17 protein-coding genes and 1 riboswitch are annotated in these 17,177 nt (G+C 68.1%); of the genes, 6 read left to right on the forward strand and 11 right to left on the reverse strand.

All coding sequences use genetic code 11. The features are described 5' to 3' along the window. Positions 1–2: 2 nt before the first annotated feature. The 5 genes from hemC to hemE form a co-directional block, all read right to left on the reverse strand. Positions 3–1,001, reverse strand: a complete 999-nt coding sequence (hemC, locus tag QK287_RS06680; protein WP_226776136.1) for a hydroxymethylbilane synthase — start codon at positions 999–1,001, stop codon at positions 3–5. Continuing rightward, on the reverse strand, positions 998–2,266 hold the full coding sequence (locus QK287_RS06685) for a ferrochelatase (protein WP_226776135.1): 1,269 nt from the start codon (positions 2,264–2,266) through the stop codon (positions 998–1,000). Before QK287_RS06685 ends, hemC begins: the two co-directional genes overlap by 4 nt. Next, positions 2,263–2,976: a hydrogen peroxide-dependent heme synthase gene (gene hemQ / locus QK287_RS06690; protein ID WP_226776134.1), complete on the reverse strand. Its 714-nt coding sequence runs from the start codon at positions 2,974–2,976 to the stop codon at positions 2,263–2,265. Before hemQ ends, QK287_RS06685 begins: the two co-directional genes overlap by 4 nt. 98 nt (positions 2,977–3,074) lie before the next feature. Continuing rightward, positions 3,075–4,589 carry an FAD-dependent oxidoreductase gene (locus QK287_RS06695; RefSeq protein ID WP_226776133.1) on the reverse strand — a complete coding sequence of 505 codons (1,515 nt, stop codon included), beginning with the start codon at positions 4,587–4,589 and terminating at the stop codon, positions 3,075–3,077. A 4-nt stretch (positions 4,590–4,593) separates the two neighbouring features. Beyond that, on the reverse strand, positions 4,594–5,691 hold the full coding sequence (gene hemE, locus QK287_RS06700) for a uroporphyrinogen decarboxylase (protein ID WP_226776132.1): 1,098 nt from the start codon (positions 5,689–5,691) through the stop codon (positions 4,594–4,596). 158 nt (positions 5,692–5,849) lie between these two features. Here hemE and QK287_RS06705 point away from each other — a divergent pair, with 158 nt between their 5' ends. Continuing rightward, positions 5,850–7,187, forward strand: a complete 1,338-nt coding sequence (locus QK287_RS06705; RefSeq protein ID WP_282359635.1) for a glutamyl-tRNA reductase — start codon at positions 5,850–5,852, stop codon at positions 7,185–7,187. A gap of 404 nt (positions 7,188–7,591) precedes the next feature. Here QK287_RS06705 and QK287_RS06710 read toward each other — a convergent pair whose 3' ends face one another. Further along, entirely contained in the window at positions 7,592–8,623 is a 1,032-nt protein-coding gene (locus QK287_RS06710; RefSeq protein WP_226776130.1) for an SDR family NAD(P)-dependent oxidoreductase, read from the reverse strand. 43 nt (positions 8,624–8,666) lie between these two features. Next, positions 8,667–9,887, reverse strand: a complete 1,221-nt coding sequence (gene moeB / locus QK287_RS06715; protein WP_282359636.1) for a molybdopterin-synthase adenylyltransferase MoeB — start codon at positions 9,885–9,887, stop codon at positions 8,667–8,669. A gap of 84 nt (positions 9,888–9,971) precedes the next feature. Here moeB and QK287_RS06720 point away from each other — a divergent pair, with 84 nt between their 5' ends. From QK287_RS06720 to QK287_RS06730, 3 genes are all read left to right on the forward strand, one after another. Continuing rightward, positions 9,972–10,637 (forward strand): TetR/AcrR family transcriptional regulator, encoded by a 666-nt coding sequence (locus QK287_RS06720; protein ID WP_226776128.1) that lies wholly within the window; start codon positions 9,972–9,974, stop codon positions 10,635–10,637. A 53-nt stretch (positions 10,638–10,690) separates the two neighbouring features. Next, positions 10,691–10,915, forward strand: a complete 225-nt coding sequence (locus QK287_RS06725) for a DUF3107 domain-containing protein (protein WP_226776127.1) — start codon at positions 10,691–10,693, stop codon at positions 10,913–10,915. A gap of 68 nt (positions 10,916–10,983) precedes the next feature. After that, on the forward strand, positions 10,984–11,286 hold the full coding sequence (locus tag QK287_RS06730) for a hypothetical protein (protein ID WP_226776126.1): 303 nt from the start codon (positions 10,984–10,986) through the stop codon (positions 11,284–11,286). Between the two features lie 56 nt (positions 11,287–11,342). Here QK287_RS06730 and QK287_RS06735 read toward each other — a convergent pair whose 3' ends face one another. From QK287_RS06735 to thiO, 3 genes are all read right to left on the reverse strand, one after another. Beyond that, complete coding sequence (locus tag QK287_RS06735; RefSeq protein ID WP_226776125.1) at positions 11,343–12,170, reverse strand: thiazole synthase; 828 nt, start codon at positions 12,168–12,170, stop codon at positions 11,343–11,345. Next, positions 12,167–12,403 carry a sulfur carrier protein ThiS gene (thiS, locus tag QK287_RS06740; protein ID WP_226776124.1) on the reverse strand — a complete coding sequence of 79 codons (237 nt, stop codon included), beginning with the start codon at positions 12,401–12,403 and terminating at the stop codon, positions 12,167–12,169. Before thiS ends, QK287_RS06735 begins: the two co-directional genes overlap by 4 nt. After that, a complete protein-coding gene (gene thiO / locus QK287_RS06745; RefSeq protein ID WP_226776123.1) occupies positions 12,400–13,791 on the reverse strand; it encodes a glycine oxidase ThiO in 1,392 nt (463 codons plus the stop codon). Before thiO ends, thiS begins: the two co-directional genes overlap by 4 nt. After that, a riboswitch (TPP riboswitch) is annotated at positions 13,785–13,916 on the reverse strand. (Overlaps the previous gene by 7 nt.) 26 nt (positions 13,917–13,942) lie before the next feature. On the opposite strand from thiO, the gene thiE reads away from it, so the two are divergent. Next, on the forward strand, positions 13,943–14,662 hold the full coding sequence (gene thiE, locus QK287_RS06750) for a thiamine phosphate synthase (RefSeq protein WP_282359638.1): 720 nt from the start codon (positions 13,943–13,945) through the stop codon (positions 14,660–14,662). Positions 14,663–14,673: 11 nt separating this feature from the next. Here thiE and QK287_RS06755 read toward each other — a convergent pair whose 3' ends face one another. After that, positions 14,674–15,345: a ferritin-like fold-containing protein gene (locus QK287_RS06755; protein ID WP_282359639.1), complete on the reverse strand. Its 672-nt coding sequence runs from the start codon at positions 15,343–15,345 to the stop codon at positions 14,674–14,676. A 41-nt stretch (positions 15,346–15,386) separates the two neighbouring features. Between QK287_RS06755 and QK287_RS06760 the strand changes: the two genes are divergently transcribed. Then, a complete protein-coding gene (locus QK287_RS06760; protein WP_282359640.1) occupies positions 15,387–16,880 on the forward strand; it encodes an RNB domain-containing ribonuclease in 1,494 nt (497 codons plus the stop codon). Positions 16,881–17,177: the final 297 nt, after the last annotated feature.

Raw genomic sequence — 17,177 nt, forward strand, 5'->3', positions numbered from 1 at the left:
GCTCAGGACGCTGCCAGGTCCGCGATCTCGGCGGCACCGCGGGCCAACAGGACTTCCGCAAGCTCGATCCCCAGCAGGGTTGCACCCACCTCGGTGAGTCCGTCCGTGGCCTTTGAATCCCGGACCGAGGCCGTACCGTCGACGGCACAGACCACGGCTTCAAGGTGCAGCCGGCTACCCTTACGGACAGCATAGGCGCCCACCGGCGCAGCGCAGCCTGCTTCCAGCCGGGCCAGGAGGGCCCGCTCAGCCGTTACCGCAAGCCGGGTGTCAGGGTCGTCGAGGGCGGCGAGGGCCTGCGCCAGCACTCCCTGTGAGCCGTCGGTGGATCCCGCCTTGCGCGGAGCATCCGCGGAGCGGCATTCGATCGCGAGCGAACCCTGCCCGGCGGCGGGCAGCATAACAGCGGATTCGAGGTATTCGCTGACGGCGGCCAACCTGCCGAGGCGTTGCAGCCCGGCGGCCGCGAGCACAACGGCGTCGAGATCACAGCTTTTTCCTTCGACGACAGCGTCGGTGCTATTGCCCGGCAGGCCGGGGACACGGCCCAGCCGGGTGTCTACGTTTCCGCGGATATCCCGGATGTCCAGGTCCGGGCGGGCGGATCGCAACTGGGCCGCCCGCCGCGGGGAACCCGTACCCACTGCGGCGCCGGCCGGCAAATCGGCGAGCTTGAGTCCGTCGCGGGAGCAGAGCACGTCGCGGACATCGGCGCGTTTCGGCGTCGCCGCGAGCGTCAGCCCGAGTGCTGCCCCGGTGGGCAGGTCCTTGAGTGAGTGCACAGCGATGTCGCACTTGTCCTGCAGCAGGGCGTCGCGCAGGGCCGCGACGAAGACGCCGGTACCCCCCATCTGGGACAGCGATCCGGTGAGGACATCACCGTCGGTCCGGATGTGGATCAGTTCGATCGGGAAGCCGCCGACGGCGGTCAGCTGGTCCGCTGTCTGCTGGGTCTGCGTGAGCGCAAGCCTGCTGGCGCGGGTTCCGACCCTGACGCTCACGCCGTGTCCTGTCCCGCCGCCGGAGCGGGGGTACCGGCGGGAGCCGCCGGGTAGGGGGCGTGGCCGGTGCCGATGGTGGTGTCCGCGCCCGAAATGGTGGGCTTTTCGCCGCGGAAGTTGGCGCAGCAGCCCGGGCGGCAAACGTCGTACCAGGGGCCGAGTTTGGTCAGGTGCGGGCGGTCGGCGATGTTGTTCGCTGCGGTCCGTTCGCTGATCAGGTCCACAAGTCCGCTGACGAACTTCCGGTGCGTCCCCGGTGTGGGGACGCGCGTCGCGGTGAGGCCCAGGGTGGCGCAGGTTTCCAGGGCCTCGGTGTCGAGGTCCCAGACAACTTCCATGTGGTCGCTGACGAAGCCGAGCGGAACGATCACAATGCCCTTGACGCCCTTCCCGGCGAGCTCTTCGATGGCGTCGTTAATGTCGGGTTCCAGCCAGGGCACGTGCGGGGCGCCGGAGCGCGACTGGTAGACGAGGGACCAGGGGGCGGTGTCACCGCTGCCTGCCTCGACCCGGCGGATGACTTCGGTGCCGGACGCCAGGTGCTGGGCGACGTAGGCCGAATCCTCCTCGAACTGTCGCGGTTCGGCGTCGGAGCGGCCCGCCGCCGCTGCGTCGCGGGTGGGGATGGAGTGGGTGGCGAACAGGATGTGGACCGGTGCGTCCGGGGTACCGGCCGCGGCCAGCCGGGCGCGGACGTCGGCCAGGCCGGCTGCGGTGCCTTCCACAAACGGCTCGACGAAGCCCGGGTGGTCGAAGTACTGCCGGACTTTGTCCACTTCAAGTTTGCCGTCGAGGCCGGTCTCGGTCAGTGCTATGCCAATGTCCTCGCGGTACTGCCGGCAGCTGGAGTAGCAGGAGTAGGCGCTTGTGGTGAGCATCAGGACCTTGCGGTGCCCGGCGTCGTAAATGTCCTGGAGGGTCTGCGGGACGTAGGGCGCCCAGTTGCGGTTGCCCCAGAACACCGGCAGTTCGATTCCCCGGGCGGCAAGTTCGGCTTCAATGCCGGCCTTGAGGTCTCGGTTCTGCTGGTTGATGGGGCTGATGCCGCCGTTGGCGCGGTAGTGGTGCGAGACTTCCTCGAGCCGTTCGTCCGGGATGCCGCGTCCCCGGGTGACGTTACGCAGGAACGGGAGGACGTCTTCCTGGCCTTCGGGGCCACCAAAGGAGGCCAGGAGTACGGCGTCGTAATCCTTGGGGGCCATCCGGCCGGCCTGGGTCACGGCGTTGACGGCGGTAACCGTGTCTTGGGGGTTCAGCGGGTTCATGACAGGACCTCGGCAATCTCGGCTGCGTTCACCCGGCGGCCGGTGTAGAACGGGACTTCTTCGCGGACATGGTGGCGGGCTTCGGTGGCCCGCAGGTGGCGCATCAGGTCCACGAGGTCCACCAGTTCGGGGGCTTCCAGGCCGAGGATCCATTCCCAGTCGCCGAGGGCGAAGGAGGACACCGTGTTGGCGATGACCTGGGGGAAGTCCCGGCCCAGTAAGCCGTGGTCGCGAAGCATGGCCCCGCGTTCGGCGTCGGGCAGCAGGTACCACTCGTAGGAGCGGACGAAGGGATACACACAGAGCCACTCTGCCGGTTCCACCCCGCGGGAGAATGCGGGCGTGTGGTTTTTGGCGAACTCCGCTTCGCGGTGCACACCCATGGCGGACCAGGCAATTTCGGTGCCGGCGAACAGTTTGCTGCGGCGGATGTCCCGGACGGCCCGCTGAAGGGCCTCGGGCTCGGCGCCATGCAGCCAAACCATAATGTCGGCATCGGCGCGCATGGCCGAGACGTCATAGCTGCCGCGGTGGACCACACCGGCGTCGGCCAGCCGTGCGGTGAGGGCGTCGAACTCGCCGGCAGCATCGTCGCTGCGCAGGCCTTCGGCGGAGCGCTTGAAAACGGTCCAGAGCGTGAAGAACTGCGCTGCTGATTCTTCGCTTGCTGATGCAGTTTTAGTGACAGTTTCGGCAGAAGTGTGGCTCATGGATACCATATTGCCCCTTCCCTCCGGCTAAGTCGAAATGAAGGACTTCTACGGGGCGTAGAAGTGCTTTATTTCACAGTGGCGGGGATCCGGCGCCTTCATCCGGGGCCTTCACCCGGGGCCAGCAGCTGCCGGACCTGCCCCGGTGTGTCGGCCACAATCGCGGCGAGGCCGTTGCCGGACAGCCAGCCGCCGACGATGGCAAGTGTGCCGTCCGCCGCGCAGATATTGCGGACCTCCGCAACCCGGCGCTTGTGACCGAGCGACGCAAAAGGCAGCGCCCCGCCCCAGCGCACCACGTCCCAATCCACCACGTCCGCTGCGGTAACCGGGAGCGCGAGCAACGAGGATGCATCCGTCAAGGCAGCCGTGAAGAGTTCAGCATCCGAGCGGGGCCCCGGCATCGCTGCGGCGCCATGGCGGGCGTCCCCGCGCCCGTAGGACAGCCGGATGACATGGGTACCGGGACCGGCCTGGTCTGCAAGCCACTCCCATTTGGCGGTGGCGTGGGTCAGTGCCTTGGCCTGGATTCCCGGGCTCTGCGGCGCGACGAGGACCCCGGTCCCGCGCGGGGCGGCGTCGAGCCGGGGAAGGTCCAGCACGAGGGTGACGAGGCTGACGTCCGGGCCTGCCTCCGGACGTCGGCCGGCCAGTTCCGGCACCGCGCCGGCGAGCAGGTCGATGGCGGCCGGGCCGTCCACGGCGACAACCAGCAACCCGGCGTCGTGTGCTGTGTCCCCGGCCAAGACCCGCCACCCGCCGGCGGCGCGCTGCACGGCGTCAGCCCGGGCGCCGGTCAGCAAGGTGACACCATCGCGGCCCAGCTCGGCCAGCAGTGCCGGGATAAGCGTGTGCATCCCGCCGCGCAGGCCCGCGACTGCCGACCCGGCCTTCTGCAGTGGCGGCGCCCCCACCGGCGGGCGTGGCGCGGCGGCAACTGCACCGGGAATGGCTGCGGCGCGAGGACCCCGGCGTTGGGCCGCGACGGCGGCGGCGAGCGATCCGTGCTCCCGGATGCCGGCGCGCAGGCCCGGTGCCACCATGTCGATGTCAAGGACGCCCGGGTCCGCGGAGTGGACCCCGCCGACGACAGGTGCGACGAGGCGGTCGAGCACACGGCGCCCCATGCGGGCACGGACCAGCGCCGACACGCTTGTGGCTTCCGGCCCGGTACCCAACGCGGCCGGCAGCAGTGAATCGAGCGAGGCCCGGAGCGACCCGAGGAAACCGAGGGAACGGCGGACTTCCGGGTCCCAGGGATTGGCCGGGATGCCAAGGACCCCGGTGCGGGGAAGCTCCCGCGGGCCGTCGGGCAGCTGGACCCAGGCGCCGCCGGGCTGCGGTGCCACAATCTTCCCGGCGAGGCCCAGCGTGGCGGCGAGCTCTGACACGGCCGTGGAACGTGTGGCGAATGACTCGGCGCCGCTGTCCAGGGTCAGGCCGGCCACCGTATGGCTCCCGACGCAGCCGCCCCACACTCCGCTGGCTTCAAGAACAGTGGTGCGGACGCCGGCCCGGGCCAGGACGCGGGCGGCGAGCAGGCCGGAAATCCCGCCACCCACCACCACAGCGGTCTGCGGTGCGGCTTCCGCGGTGGAGCCGGCTGCCTGCATGCGCCTACTCCGGCGAAATCGAGTGGATAAGCTCAACGACCCGTGTGAGTACTGCCGGATCGGTTTCCGGCGGCACCCCGTGGCCGAGGTTAAGCACGTGGCCGGGGGCCGAAGCACCGGCCGCGACGACGGCCCGGACGTGCGCTTCCAGAACCTCCCACGGGGCGGACAGCAGGGCAGGGTCGATGTTGCCCTGCAGCGGCACCGTTCCGCCGAGCCGGCGGTTTGCTTCGTCCAGCGGCAGCCGGTAGTCCACCCCGACGACGTCGACGCCGACGTCGCGCATGGCGACGAGCAGTTCCGAGGTGCCGGTGCCGAAGTGGATCAGCGGGGCCCCTAGGTCCCGGACATGGTCCAGGGCGCGGGCGGACGCCGGTGCGACGAAGCGCTGGTAGTCGGCCAGGCCAAGGGAGCCGGCCCACGAGTCGAAGAGCTGGGCGGCGGACGCGCCTGCTTCCAGCTGGGCACGGAGGAACATGCCGGAGGCGTCGGCGGCCCAGTTTGCCAGCGCGGTCCACGTCTCCGGGTCGGCGTGCATCATGGTGCGCGGGCCGAGGTGGTCCCGGGAGGGCTTGCCCTCGACCATGTACGCCGCGAGGGTGAACGGGGCACCGGCGAAGCCGATCAGCGGTGTCTTCCCCAGCTGGGCGACGGTGAGCCGGACGGCTTCGCGGATGGGCTCGAGGGCGTCCCAGGTCAGCTGGGGCAGGGCGGCAACGTCGGCCGCGGTGCGCACCGGCTTCTCCAGCACAGGACCCACGCCGGGCACAATGTCCACACCGACGCCGGCGAGCTTCAGCGGGATCACGATGTCGGAAAAGAAGATGGCGGCATCGACGTCGTGGCGGCGGACCGGCTGCAGGGTGATCTCGGAGGCAAGTTCGGGGCGCAGGCAGGAGTCCAGCATCGCGACCCCCTCACGCACCTTGAGGTACTCGGGCAGCGAGCGGCCGGCCTGGCGCATAAACCAGACCGGGCGGCGGGCCGGCTTCCCGCCCCGGTAGGCGGTGATCAGTGGGGAATCCGCGGTGCGGCCGTCCATCAGGGGGTGTCCGGCGTCAAGGCCGGAGGTTTGGGAAGTTGCCGCAGCGCGAGAGGTCATGACTTCGATTGTGCCGAAAATCGGCCCCAAAAGATAACGACAGACTGTCACGGCGCCGGTCGGCGCCCGCACGGTGGCACGAATCACAGGCCCGCGTGGGCGGTCACACCCCGCACAGTTGTTCTACGCGGGTACGAAAAAGCTATGATTGAAGAGCTGTGGTTCTTTTTTCTCTGGTGGCGACCCACGCCGACATCGACCTCGAGACCGTTGCTCAGCTGAGCACCGGTGCTTCCGAGCTTGCCACATCCGCCTTCGCCGGGTCGCCGGCCGTGGCGGGTGCGATAGTCCTCGCCACCTGCAACCGCCTCGAAATCTACGGCGAAGCGCCCCGCCCTGACGACGTCGAGGAAGCCCGCTCAGCCCTCATCACCCAGCTCAGCGGCTCCACCGGCCTCAACGAACAGCTCGTCGGGCGTTCCTTTAATACCCGCACGGGCGAGGATGTCACCCGGCATCTCTTCGCCGTCAGCTCCGGGCTGGATTCAGCAGTCGTGGGCGAACGCGAAATCGCCGGACAGGTCCGGCGCGCCCTCATTACCGCCCAGCACGAAGGCACGGCCAGTTCCGGCCTCGTCCGGCTCTTCCAGGCAGCGTCGAAGACCGCCAAGGACGTCGGAGCGCAGACCGCCCTGGGCGCCCGTGGCTTGTCAGTGGTCTCCGTGGCCCTGGACCTCGCCACGGAGCTTTCCGAGGTCCCTGACTGGTCCACCAAAACAGTTGTCGTCTTCGGCACCGGCGCCTACGCCGGCGCAACCATGTCCCTGCTGCGTGAGCGCGGCTGCACCAACATCTCCGTCTACTCCTCCTCCGGCCGTGCCGCCGGTTTTGTCGCCACCCGCGGCGGGACCGCACTGGATGGCGAGAGCCTTCCGGCCGCCGTCGCAGCCGCCGACGTCCTGATTGGCTGCAGCGGCGCCGATACCCGCGTTGAGGCTGCTGAGCTGGGCCGGGTCCGGGCTGCCTCGACCCAGCCCCTGATTGCCATTGATCTGGCCCTCACCCACGATTTTGATCCCGCTGTCGGAGCGCTCGACGGCGTCGAGCTGCTCACGCTGGAATCGGTCCGGCTGGCCGCCCCGCAGGAACAGGCCGAATCGCTGGCACAAGCCAGCAGTATTGTGGCCGGTGCGGCCAACGCGTTTGAGCAGGAGCGCGAGGCCCGCTCGGTGGATTCGGCCATCGTCGCTCTGCGCCGGCACACCATGAACGTGCTGGATACGGAAATGGAAAAGGTCCGGGCCCGCCACGGTTGCACGGCCGCGGCAGAGGAAGTTGAATTTGCGCTGCGCCGGATGGTCAAGCAGCTGCTCCATGTGCCGACGGTGCGGGCCCGCGAGCTGGCCGCCAACGGTCAGCAGGAGGATTATGTCGCTGCCCTTGAGTCGCTGTACGGCATCACAGTCGAACAGCCCGCGCCCAAGGGCGCCGAATGCCCGGTTGAGCATCGGGCCTCGGGCGGGGCTGCGGAAACTGACGCACGGGAAACAGCCTAGGGCGCTGGTCCTGCCGGACCCTCAGCTCTCAATGACCTGAGCGCAGACCGCGGCTGCGGTATTTTGAGGCGAACTCTGCCTGCCGTACACGGTCCGTGTCAGCATCCACCCCTCTCCCGACGGCGGACGCGGCGCCAGTTGCAAGCTCTGGCCGATGCATGCCTGGACGGCTTGGCTGAGGTGGCCCAGTTGGAGGCCCGACACGAATTGCCTGTCTCAGGCCCGGCTGCTCTGTCCTGGCCAGGGCCCTCAGCGACACTCCGCCGGACAGCCTCCTGGGGCAATGTCCCTGATCGGCTGGTTGCTGGTATTCAGCCAGCTCCGCCGGGTAGTTCCGCCAGCCCGGCGTCAGGAAACCGGCGTCAGTAAACCGGCCTCAGGAATCCGGCCTCAGGAAACCGGCCTCAGCCGAAAGCGTTGATTCCCGTCAGCTCAGCGGACAGCGTCCAAAGCCTGGCAGCATCAGCGAGGTCGACCGCATGCGCGTCCACGCCCCTGATCCGTGCCTCGGGCGAGCCCGTCGCCGTGGACTCCGCGATGTCGCAGTCCTCGCAGTAAGCACCTCCCATACCCGCAAGCGCCGGCGACGTTGCCGCCCACACGGACGTCGCCGCTCCCTGGGCCGGGGTCTTGAACCGCGAGTCAACTTTGCCGGACTCGTCCAGCCAGCCGGAGGCAATCATCTCTTCCCTGGGCAGGTGGCGCTGGAGTTCCGTCATGATCCCGCCCGGGTGCACCGCGAAGGCACGGACCCCTGAGTCCCGGCCCAAGCTGTCCAGCTGCACGGCGAACAACGAGTTCGCCGTTTTGGCCTGCCCATAGGCCCGCCACTTGTCATAGCCCGACTCGAAGTTGACGTCATCGAAACGGATCGGCGAGAGCTTGTGCCCGGTGGAGGACAGCGACACCACCCGGGCCCCGGGCGCGGCAGCCAGCGCGGGCCAGAGCAGGTTGGTGAGGGCAAAATGGCCCAGGTGGTTCGTGGCGAACTGCGACTCCCAGCCGGGCCCCACCCGGCGTTCGGGGCTGGCCATAATGGCGGCATTGTTGATCAGGATGTCCAGGCTGCGGATTCCCCCGTCGGCACCGGCGGCCTGGCCAGCGGCCAGGAACATCGCTGCGAAGTCTTTGACGCTCGACTGCTCGGCCAGGTCAAGGGCGGCGACGCTCACCTGCCCCGCATCGGTCCCGGACGGGATGGCGGCCTCGGCGAGGACTTCCCGTGCGTGCTCCGGACGCCGTGCCGGAACTGTCACCGCGGCGCCCGCCGAGGCCAGCGCCCGGACGGTTTCCAGGCCCAAGCCGGAGTATCCGCCGGTGACGATGGCGGTCTTACCGTGCAGGTCGATCCCGGCAATTACCTCCGCTGCCGTGGAGTCCCTGCCGAAACCGGAACCGATCTTATGCTGTGGTGTTGCGTTAAAGTTCGCGCCCATTTCACTGGCCTTTCCGCTATTGGGTCACTTGAGTTTCAGGCAGTCAGTAGACAGGTTTGCCCGGTTCAACATCCCGGACCCACGCCAGGATTCCGCCGTCGAGGTGGCTGACGCGCTCATAGCCTGCGGCACGGGCGGCGGCAAGTACGGCTGCCGACCGGGTACCGGACTTGCAGTGGAAGACGATGTCCCTGTCCGGCGGCAGCTCCTGCCACGCCTCGCCGGCTAGGATCCGGCCCAGCGGGATCAGCACCGCTCCGTCGATCCTGACGATCTCGTATTCGCCGCTCTCGCGCACGTCGACCAGCTGGAAATCCTTGAGCCCGGCCTTGCGGGAAGCGAGCATCGTTGCCAGTTGCGCGGCCGTCACGGTGTGTTCGGTGCCGGCGTCCGCAGCCGGCGGAATACCGCAAAAAGCTTCATAGTCGGTCAGCGCGGTAATCCGCTCCGCCTCCGGATCGCGGGAGACTTTGATTTCGCGCCAGCTGCCGCCCAGGGCGTCGAAGAGCGCCACCCGGCCCAGCAGGGAGCGCCCGACGCCCGTAATCAGCTTGACGGCCTCCGTCACCATAAGCGCGCCGACGGCGGCGCACAGCATCCCAAATACGCCGCCCTCTCCGCAGGACGGCACTGATCCTGCAGGCGGCGCTTCAGGGTACAGGTCCCGGTAGGTGGGGCCATGCTGTTCCCAGAAGACGCTGACCTGCCCGTCGAAGCGGAAAATCGAACCCCAGACGTAGGGCTTGCCGAGGATCGCTGCAGCATCGTTGACGAGGTAGCGGGTTTCGAAGTTGTCGGCGCCGTCGAGGATCAGGTCGTAGCCGGCGAAAAGTTCCAGCGCGTTGGACGCATCAAGCCGGAGCTGGTGCAGCCGTACCTCCACCAATGGGTTCAGGGCGGCAATGGCGTCGCGGGCGGACTCGGTCTTGGGCCGTCCTACATCCGCTGCGCCGTGGATCACCTGACGCTGGAGGTTGCTCAGATCGACCGTGTCGTCGTCGACGATACCCAGCGTGCCCACGCCCGCCGCGGCCAGGTAGAGCAACGCGGGGGAACCGAGCCCGCCGGCGCCGATCACAAGGACCCTGGCATTCTTCAGGCGGCGCTGACCGGTCACCCCGATTTCCGGAATGATCAGGTGCCGGGAGTAACGCTCCACCTCCTCGGGGCTCAGGCCTTCGGCCGCTTCCACCAGCGGCCCCGGCACTCCGGACGCTGTTGCCGGTGTGGCGGGGGCTGCATTGGAGGTCAACTGGGAGGCCATACTTCAATCTATGCCCGAAGATGCCGCCAGGTCATATTACTGGCACGTAAAGTAGTCGTAACAGCAAGCGAAAGTAGGCCTACAGTGGTTCACCAGGCACCCGTTGAGCAGGGGCAGGCCGGAAAGTCCCCCAACGTCCCGGCCCGCAGCGGATCGCGATCGGCGCGGCTTCCCCGTGACGAACGCCGGGCGCAGCTGCTCGCGGCGGCCCAGGAAGTCTTTGTCGCCAACGGGTACCACGGCGCCGCGATGGACGAGATTGCGGAGACTGCCCATGTCAGTAAGCCCGTGTTGTACCAGCACTTCCCGTCCAAACGTGAGTTGTATCTGGCCCTCCTGGACAGCCAGCTGAGCATCCTGATCGGGCTGCTGCTGGGTGCCCTGAATTCCACGACGGATAACGACGAGCGCGTCCAGGCTGTGATGCGGGCCTACTTCCGCTTCATCGCCAGCGATGACCAGGCCCACCGTCTTGTCTTCGAATCCGACCTGGTCAATGACGTCGACGTCAGCGCCCGGCTGGAGGCTTTTAACAAGACTTTTGCCGACGCCGTTGGGCAGGTCATCGCCGAGGACACCAAGCTGCCGGAGCTGGAGGCCCAACTGCTGGGCCGGGGACTGGCCGGGCTGGCGCAGGTGAGCGCCCGCTACTGGCTGGAAACTGACGGTAACCTCGACCTCGATGTGGCAAGCGATCTGATCTACCGTTTAGCTTGGCGCGGAATCTCCCGCTTCCCCAAGGAAACCTAGGCTACAAATAGACATAACACCCTAAGAACTTTGATTGGCTGGGAGGCCTTGCTGTGGAAGTAAAGATCGGCATTCAGAACATCGGCCGCGAAATTGTCCTGGAATCGGCGCAGGAAGCCGACGCCGTAGCCAAGGTGGTCGGCGAAGCAATCGCGAAGGGCACGGAGCTGCGCCTGACTGACGAAAAAGGCCGCCTGATCATCATTCCCGCGAACGTCCTGGGCTATGTCGAGATCGGCGCCGAGGAAGTGCGCCGCGTAGGTTTCGGCGCGGTCTAGGCACCAGCTGTGACGCCGGGCAGCGCCGTGCTGCCCGGCCCCAGACCCAACCCGCAAGGAGTCCGAACATGCTGTCCCTGATTGTGGTGGTCCTGGTGACCGTCGCTGCTGGTTTTGTCGTGTGGGCCAATGACAAGCGGCACGCCAAGTACGGCATCTCGGTGCCCGCCGGGGCATCTCTCACGGTGGGGATGCTGAGCTGGATTCTTTTTAGCGCCGCGGGGCTGGGCTATCAGTCGGGACTGAGCTGGATTCCGTGGATACTGCCCATCCTGCTGGGCGCAGCCGCCGCCACGGCGTCCGTGCTGTACCTGGGTCGGAACCGCACCAGCCGCGATACTGCCAGGCTGACCGCAATCCTGCGCTACTAGCGAGGTCCCGGCACGCCGGCCGGGCCGGGTTCCGCCCCGGGACCCGCCCAACGCACCTAGAGGAACTCGGCACGGCCTTCCATGGCCGATGATGCCAGTGCGTGCTCCCGCCGCGGGATCCTGCCGCTGCGTTTGGCCAGCCGTCCGGCGATCACCGCGTGTCTAAACGCCTCGCCCATCAGAACCGGATTTTGTGCCCGGGTCACCGCCGTGGCCAGCAGCACGGCGTCGCAGCCAAGCTCCATGGCCAGGGTTGCATCGGAGGCGGTCCCTATCCCGGCGTCAAGGACCACGGGCACGGAGGCACGGGCGACGATCAGTTCGATGTTATGCGGGTTCAAGATGCCCAGGCCGGTGCCAATCGGCGCGCCGAGGGGCATCACGGCAGCGGCGCCGAGGTTTTCCAGCCGCAGCGCCAGCACGGGGTCGTCGTTGGTATAGGCAAAGACCTTGAACCCGCGGCCCACAAGCTGCTCGGTGGCCTCGACGAGCTCCACCGCATCCGGCAGCAGGGTGTGCTCGTCCGCAATGACTTCCAGCTTTACCCAGTCCGTTTCGAGGGCTTCCCGTGCCAGCTCGGCAGTGAGGACGGCATCCCTGGCGGTGAAGCAGCCCGCGGTGTTCGGCAGCACCCGGATGTTGTGGTCCAAAAGCAGCTGGAACAACGACCCCGATTCTGCCGGCGAATAGCGCCGCATCGCCACGGTGGTCAGTTCGGTGCCGGACGCCAGCAGCGCGGCACCCAGACCGTCAAGGCTAGGCGCCCCGCCGGTTCCCATAATCAGCCGGGACCCCAGCTGTACACCGTCGACCGTGAACGGGTCCGCGGCGGCCGGTGAAATTCCCGGCGCCCCGGCGAGTGTGGTGTCCTCCCTGCCGCTCATCCTCCCTGCACCGCCGTGACCAGTTCGAGGTCGTCACCGTCGACGAGCGCTGTGGTGTACCACTGGCTGCGCGGGACCACGTCCGCGTTGCGGGCGACGGCGACCCCGAGTTTCCCGCCGTCGACTGAGTGGCCGTTGGGCGCCAGCGGCCGGCCGGTAACCTGGCTGACCAGCTGGCTGACCGAGGCGCCGTCCGGGAGAAAGTGCCCGGTTCCGTTCAGGGTGATGTTCATACCGCTTCCTTGTTTTCTTCAGGGTGGGTGTTCGGATGGGTGATGATCTTCGGGGACGGCCTCCGGGCGCCGGCTGCGGCCGGTCTGCTGGTTTGACTGCCGGTGGCGAACCTGTCCGGGCGGAAGTGCTTCCAACGGGAATCCACGGTTCCGTCCAGCAACTCACAGCAGATCCTCGCGGCGGCGGGTGTGAGCAGGATGCCGTGCCGGAAAAAGCCGGTCGCTATCATCAAACCGGCAATTTCCCCCGGACGCCCCCGCGCCGCCACCCGGCCCAGCAGCGGCGCGTTGTCCGGGGTCCCCGGCCGGGCCCGGGCAGTGGCCTCCAGCAATTCCAGTTCGGCGACGGCGGGGACCAGCTGCTGGGCATCACGCAGCAGCTGGTAAACACCGCCGGCGGACACCGCCCGGCCCGGGACACCAGCTTGGGTGGCAGCATCCGGGTTGTCGCCGCCGAGCGCGTCTTCGCGCTGGGTGGCGCCGATCACCACCGTGCCGTCCTGCCGGGGCACGATGTAGACCGGCACCCCGCGCACCAGCCCGCGCACCGTGGCGGTGAGCAGCGGCCGTAGTTTCGCCGGGACGCGGAGCCGGAGGATGTCCCCGTGGACCGGCCGCAGGGGAAACTCAAGCCCCGCGGGCAGCCCCTCAAGTGTGGCGGCGCCAAGGCCGTTGGCCACAATGGTGTCCTTGGCCCGGATGGAACCGCCGCCGATGAGGCTGGCGCCAGCCACCCGACCCTGCTCCCAGAACAGCCCGCCGGCACGCCTGGCGATGGTGGTGGAGCGACTGTCGGTGCGCAGCAGTTCCCTGATCCGGGCCAGCAGCAGGCGCGGGTCCACCTGGTGGTCGGCGGGAATATCGAAGGCGCAGGAGATGCCCGGACTCAGCAGCGGCTCTCGCCTTCGTGCCGCACGGACGGTCAGCGGCTCGACGCTGAGGCCGGCAGCCTGCTGGGCGGTGCGCAGGTCCGCGAGCGCCCGGCGGTCGGCGGCGTCGACACCCACGGCGAGGGTCGGCGTGGTGAGGTAGCCCGTCCGGGAGCCCCCCGTTCCGCCCCCGGCGCCGTCCAGTCCGGCCGCGAATGCCGGCCAGAGGCGGGAGGATTCCAGCATAAGCTCCAGGAGGGCCTCTTCCTGGTAGTGCAGTTCGCTCACCGGGGCAAGCATGCCGGCGGCAGCCCAACTGGCTCCTGTTCCGGGGGCGTCGTCGATCAACGCGACAGATCGGCCCGAGCGCCGCACCGCCCAGGCGATCCCGTGGCCAACAACGCCGCCGCCAATCACGGCCACGTCGTAACATTCGGGGTTTTTGAGGTCATCCGCGGCGGCCGCAGCCGAGGTTGCGTCGCTTTCACGGGCCGTGCCGGGGACGAAGGTGCCGTCCATAGAGGATTCCTTCCCTACGCCGGTACTAACCGGATCAGGTCAAGCGGTCGGCTGCTACGCCCTCTCAGCCTGCCGTTGCCGGTCGCCAGTGGCGTGGACGGCGGCGGGCTCCCGCGGTATTGGCCCAGTGTAGAGGAACTAGGCTGGAAACATGAGCCAGGATGCCGCCCACACCACCGCCCGCCTTTATCTCTGCACCGACGCGCGCCGGGACCGCGGCGACTTTGCAGACTTCGTGGACTCGGCCTTTGCTGGCGGCGTCGACATCATCCAGCTGCGCGACAAATCCCTGGAAGCCGCCGAGGAGCTGGAACTGCTGGCGGTCCTGCAGCAGGCGGCCCGCCGTCATGGCCGGCTTTGGGCAGTCAACGACCGGGCAGACCTCGCCTCCCTGGCCGGGGCGCCGGTGTTCCATATCGGGCAAAAGGACATCCCGTTCGGGGCGGCGCGGGACATCCTCGGCCAGGACACCGCTATCGGGCTGTCCACCCACACTCCGGCCCAGGTGGACGCCGCGATAGCCGCAACTTCCGGCCGGAACGGTCTGACCTACTTCTGTGTTGGCCCGGTATGGGCCACCCCCACAAAGCCGGGCCGCGCCGCCGTCGGACTTGACCTCGTCCGCTACGCGGCGGACGCGATCGGCGGGTCAGAGGCCCAGCAGCGGAGAACTGCCCGGAGCGAGGCTGCGGGGAACCTCTGGGGCGCGCGGCCGTGGTTCGCGATCGGCGGCATCGACCTGGGCAATGTGGAGCAAGTGGTGGCCGCGGGCGCCGGCAGGATCGTCGTGGTCCGCGCGATCACCGAGGCCACCGATCCCGAGGGCGCAGCCCGGGCCCTGCTTGCCGCCCTCGACGCCGCGGAACGCTAAGGCCCGCCTGCTCAGCCGGCAAGGCCGAGCTGCGTCATCCGGCGTGCGTGGTTCGCTGCCAGTTCCCGCAGCAGGGCTCGGACAAGCTCCCTCGGCCCGTCCTCATCCGCGCCGATCAGCCGGTCGGCGAAGGCGTGCTCGAAGCTCATCCGCTGCGCCTGGTTGAGGACCTCCCCCAGCAGTCGCCGGGCCCACAGTGCCAGCCGCGACGCCAGCTTCGGGTCATCTGCGAGGGCGGCCCGGAGCCGTTCCCGCAGCACCGCTGCCGCTTCGTCGCCGGCCTGGACCTGCTCCACCACGGCACGGGTGCCTGCGTCGAGATAACGGGACATGGCGCGGTAGGCGTCGGCGGAAACGGTGTCGATCACGTACGCCTTGATGAGGGACTCGTGCCAGTCCGCCGGGCGGGTGCGTTTATGGAAGTGGTCCACCGACGGCTGGAACGGCAGCATGGCTTCCTCGGTGTCCAGGCCCATGGCTTCGAGCCTGGAGCTGACGAGTTCGTAGTGCTGGAACTCGATCACGGCGATACGTCCCAGCGCTGCCCGGTCGTGCAGGGTGGGCGCGTACCGTGCGTCGGAGGAGAGCCGCTCGAAAGCGGAGAGTTCGGTGTAGGCCATCACGCCGAACAAATCCCTCAGAAAGCTGTTGTAGCGGGCGGGATCAGCCGGGAATCTGCTCATGGTCCAAGACTAATAGTGCAAATGAAGCTACTCTGATTTCCGTGTCCCAGCATCGCTTGACCCCGAATGTCCACCAGCAGGAGAGCCTCCTTGCCGAGGCACTCAACACGTTGCGCACAACCCTGGAGCTGCCCGGACCGTTCCCCGAGGACGCGCTGCGGGAAGCGAAGGAAGCCGTCGCCGGACACGAACTGCCGGAGCTGGATTTCACCCACATCGACTTTGTGACCATCGATCCTGCGTCTTCCACCGATCTGGACCAGGCCCTCTTCATCGACCGTTCCGGCGCGGGATACAAGGTCTTCTACGCGATCGCCGATGTCCCCTCCTTTGTTGTCCCCGGCGGAGCGCTCGACGCCGAGACCCGCCGTCGCGGCCAAACGTACTACACCCCGGACGGCCGGATCCCGCTGCACCCGGAAGTCATCAGCGAAGAAGCCGGAAGCCTGCTGGCCGGGCAACGGTGTGCCGCCTTTGTGTGGGAATTCGAGCTGGACACCACCGCGGAGGTGTCGGAAGTGCTGGTCCGCCGTGCCACAGTCCGCAGCCGGGCCCAACTCAGCTACCGGGGTGTCCAGGCCGACCTCGACGCCGGCACGGCCGCGCCGCTGCTGGAGCTGCTCAAGGAAGTCGGGATGAAGCGGGTAGAGCTCGAACGGCTCCGCGGCGGCGCCAGCCTGAACATGCCCGAACAGGAAATCGAACAGCTGCCCGACGGCGGCTACCGGATTGTAGCTGCCCCGCCGCTGCCCGTGGAAGACTGGAACGCCCAGATTTCGCTGATGACGGGAATGGCCGCAGCAGGGATCATGCTCGAAGGCAAAGTCGGTATCCTGCGCACCATGCCGGCGCCGGATGAAGCGTCGCTGGCTCATTTCCACCGCCAGACCCGCGCCCTTGGCAGGCCCTGGAACGCCGACATGAGCTACGGCGAATACCTGCGCACCCTGGATCCCACGGATCCGCGGCAGCTGGCGATCGTGCACTCGGCCGGCATGCTGTTCCGCGGCGCGGGCTACACGCCCTTCGATGGCACGGTGCCCGGGGCCGCGGTCCAGGCAGCCATCGGCGCCGCCTACGCCCACTCCACGGCCCCGCTCCGACGCCTGGTGGACCGCTTTGTCCTGGTGATCTGCGAGGCGCTCAGCAACGGCACGGCTGTCCCGGCCTGGGCCCGGGAAGCCCTGCCGTCGCTCCCGTCGATCATGGCAGCCTCGGACCAGCTGGCCGCCAGGCTGGAGCGCCTCTCCCTCGATACCGTGGAGGCGGCGCTGCTGGTCAACCACGTTGGCCAGGAGTTCGACGCCGTCGTGATCTCCGGCGCTAAACCCGCCAGGAGCGGAAAGAACAGCACCGGCAAAAACGGCACCAATGCCGCCGGCACCACCGGCGGGCCCGCCGGAATCGTGCAAATCGCCGAACCCGCCGTCACTGCCCGCTGCCCGGGCGAACTGGAACCCGGCACCCAGGTCCGGGTGCGGGTGGTCGCGGCCGACATCACCACCCGTGAGGTCCGGCTGGAGCTGGCCGTCTGAGCGATCGGCGGCCTTGCCGCGCCGTCAGTGGCCGCCGTCGAGTTTCCGGGCCGTGTGCGGCTAGACTGGAAGGGTAGATATGGATGCCCGGTCGTTGATTTCCTTCATTTTCGAATTCAACAAGCCCGCCCCTACGCGATCTTGAGATACACCCGCTGGTCCCCAGTGCCAGCATCTAGATAGCCCGCGATCGGCTTCCACTGGAATTGCTTGCGCTTCTGAGCGTGCTCCGGAACGGCCACCCGGCCGGCCCGTTGAGCATGCAGCGCAGCCCAAAATGAATAAGGAATCTCCCCT

It is taken from the genome of Arthrobacter sp. AL05, from assembly GCF_029960715.1.
Taxonomy (GTDB): Bacteria; Actinomycetota; Actinomycetes; order Actinomycetales; family Micrococcaceae; genus Arthrobacter.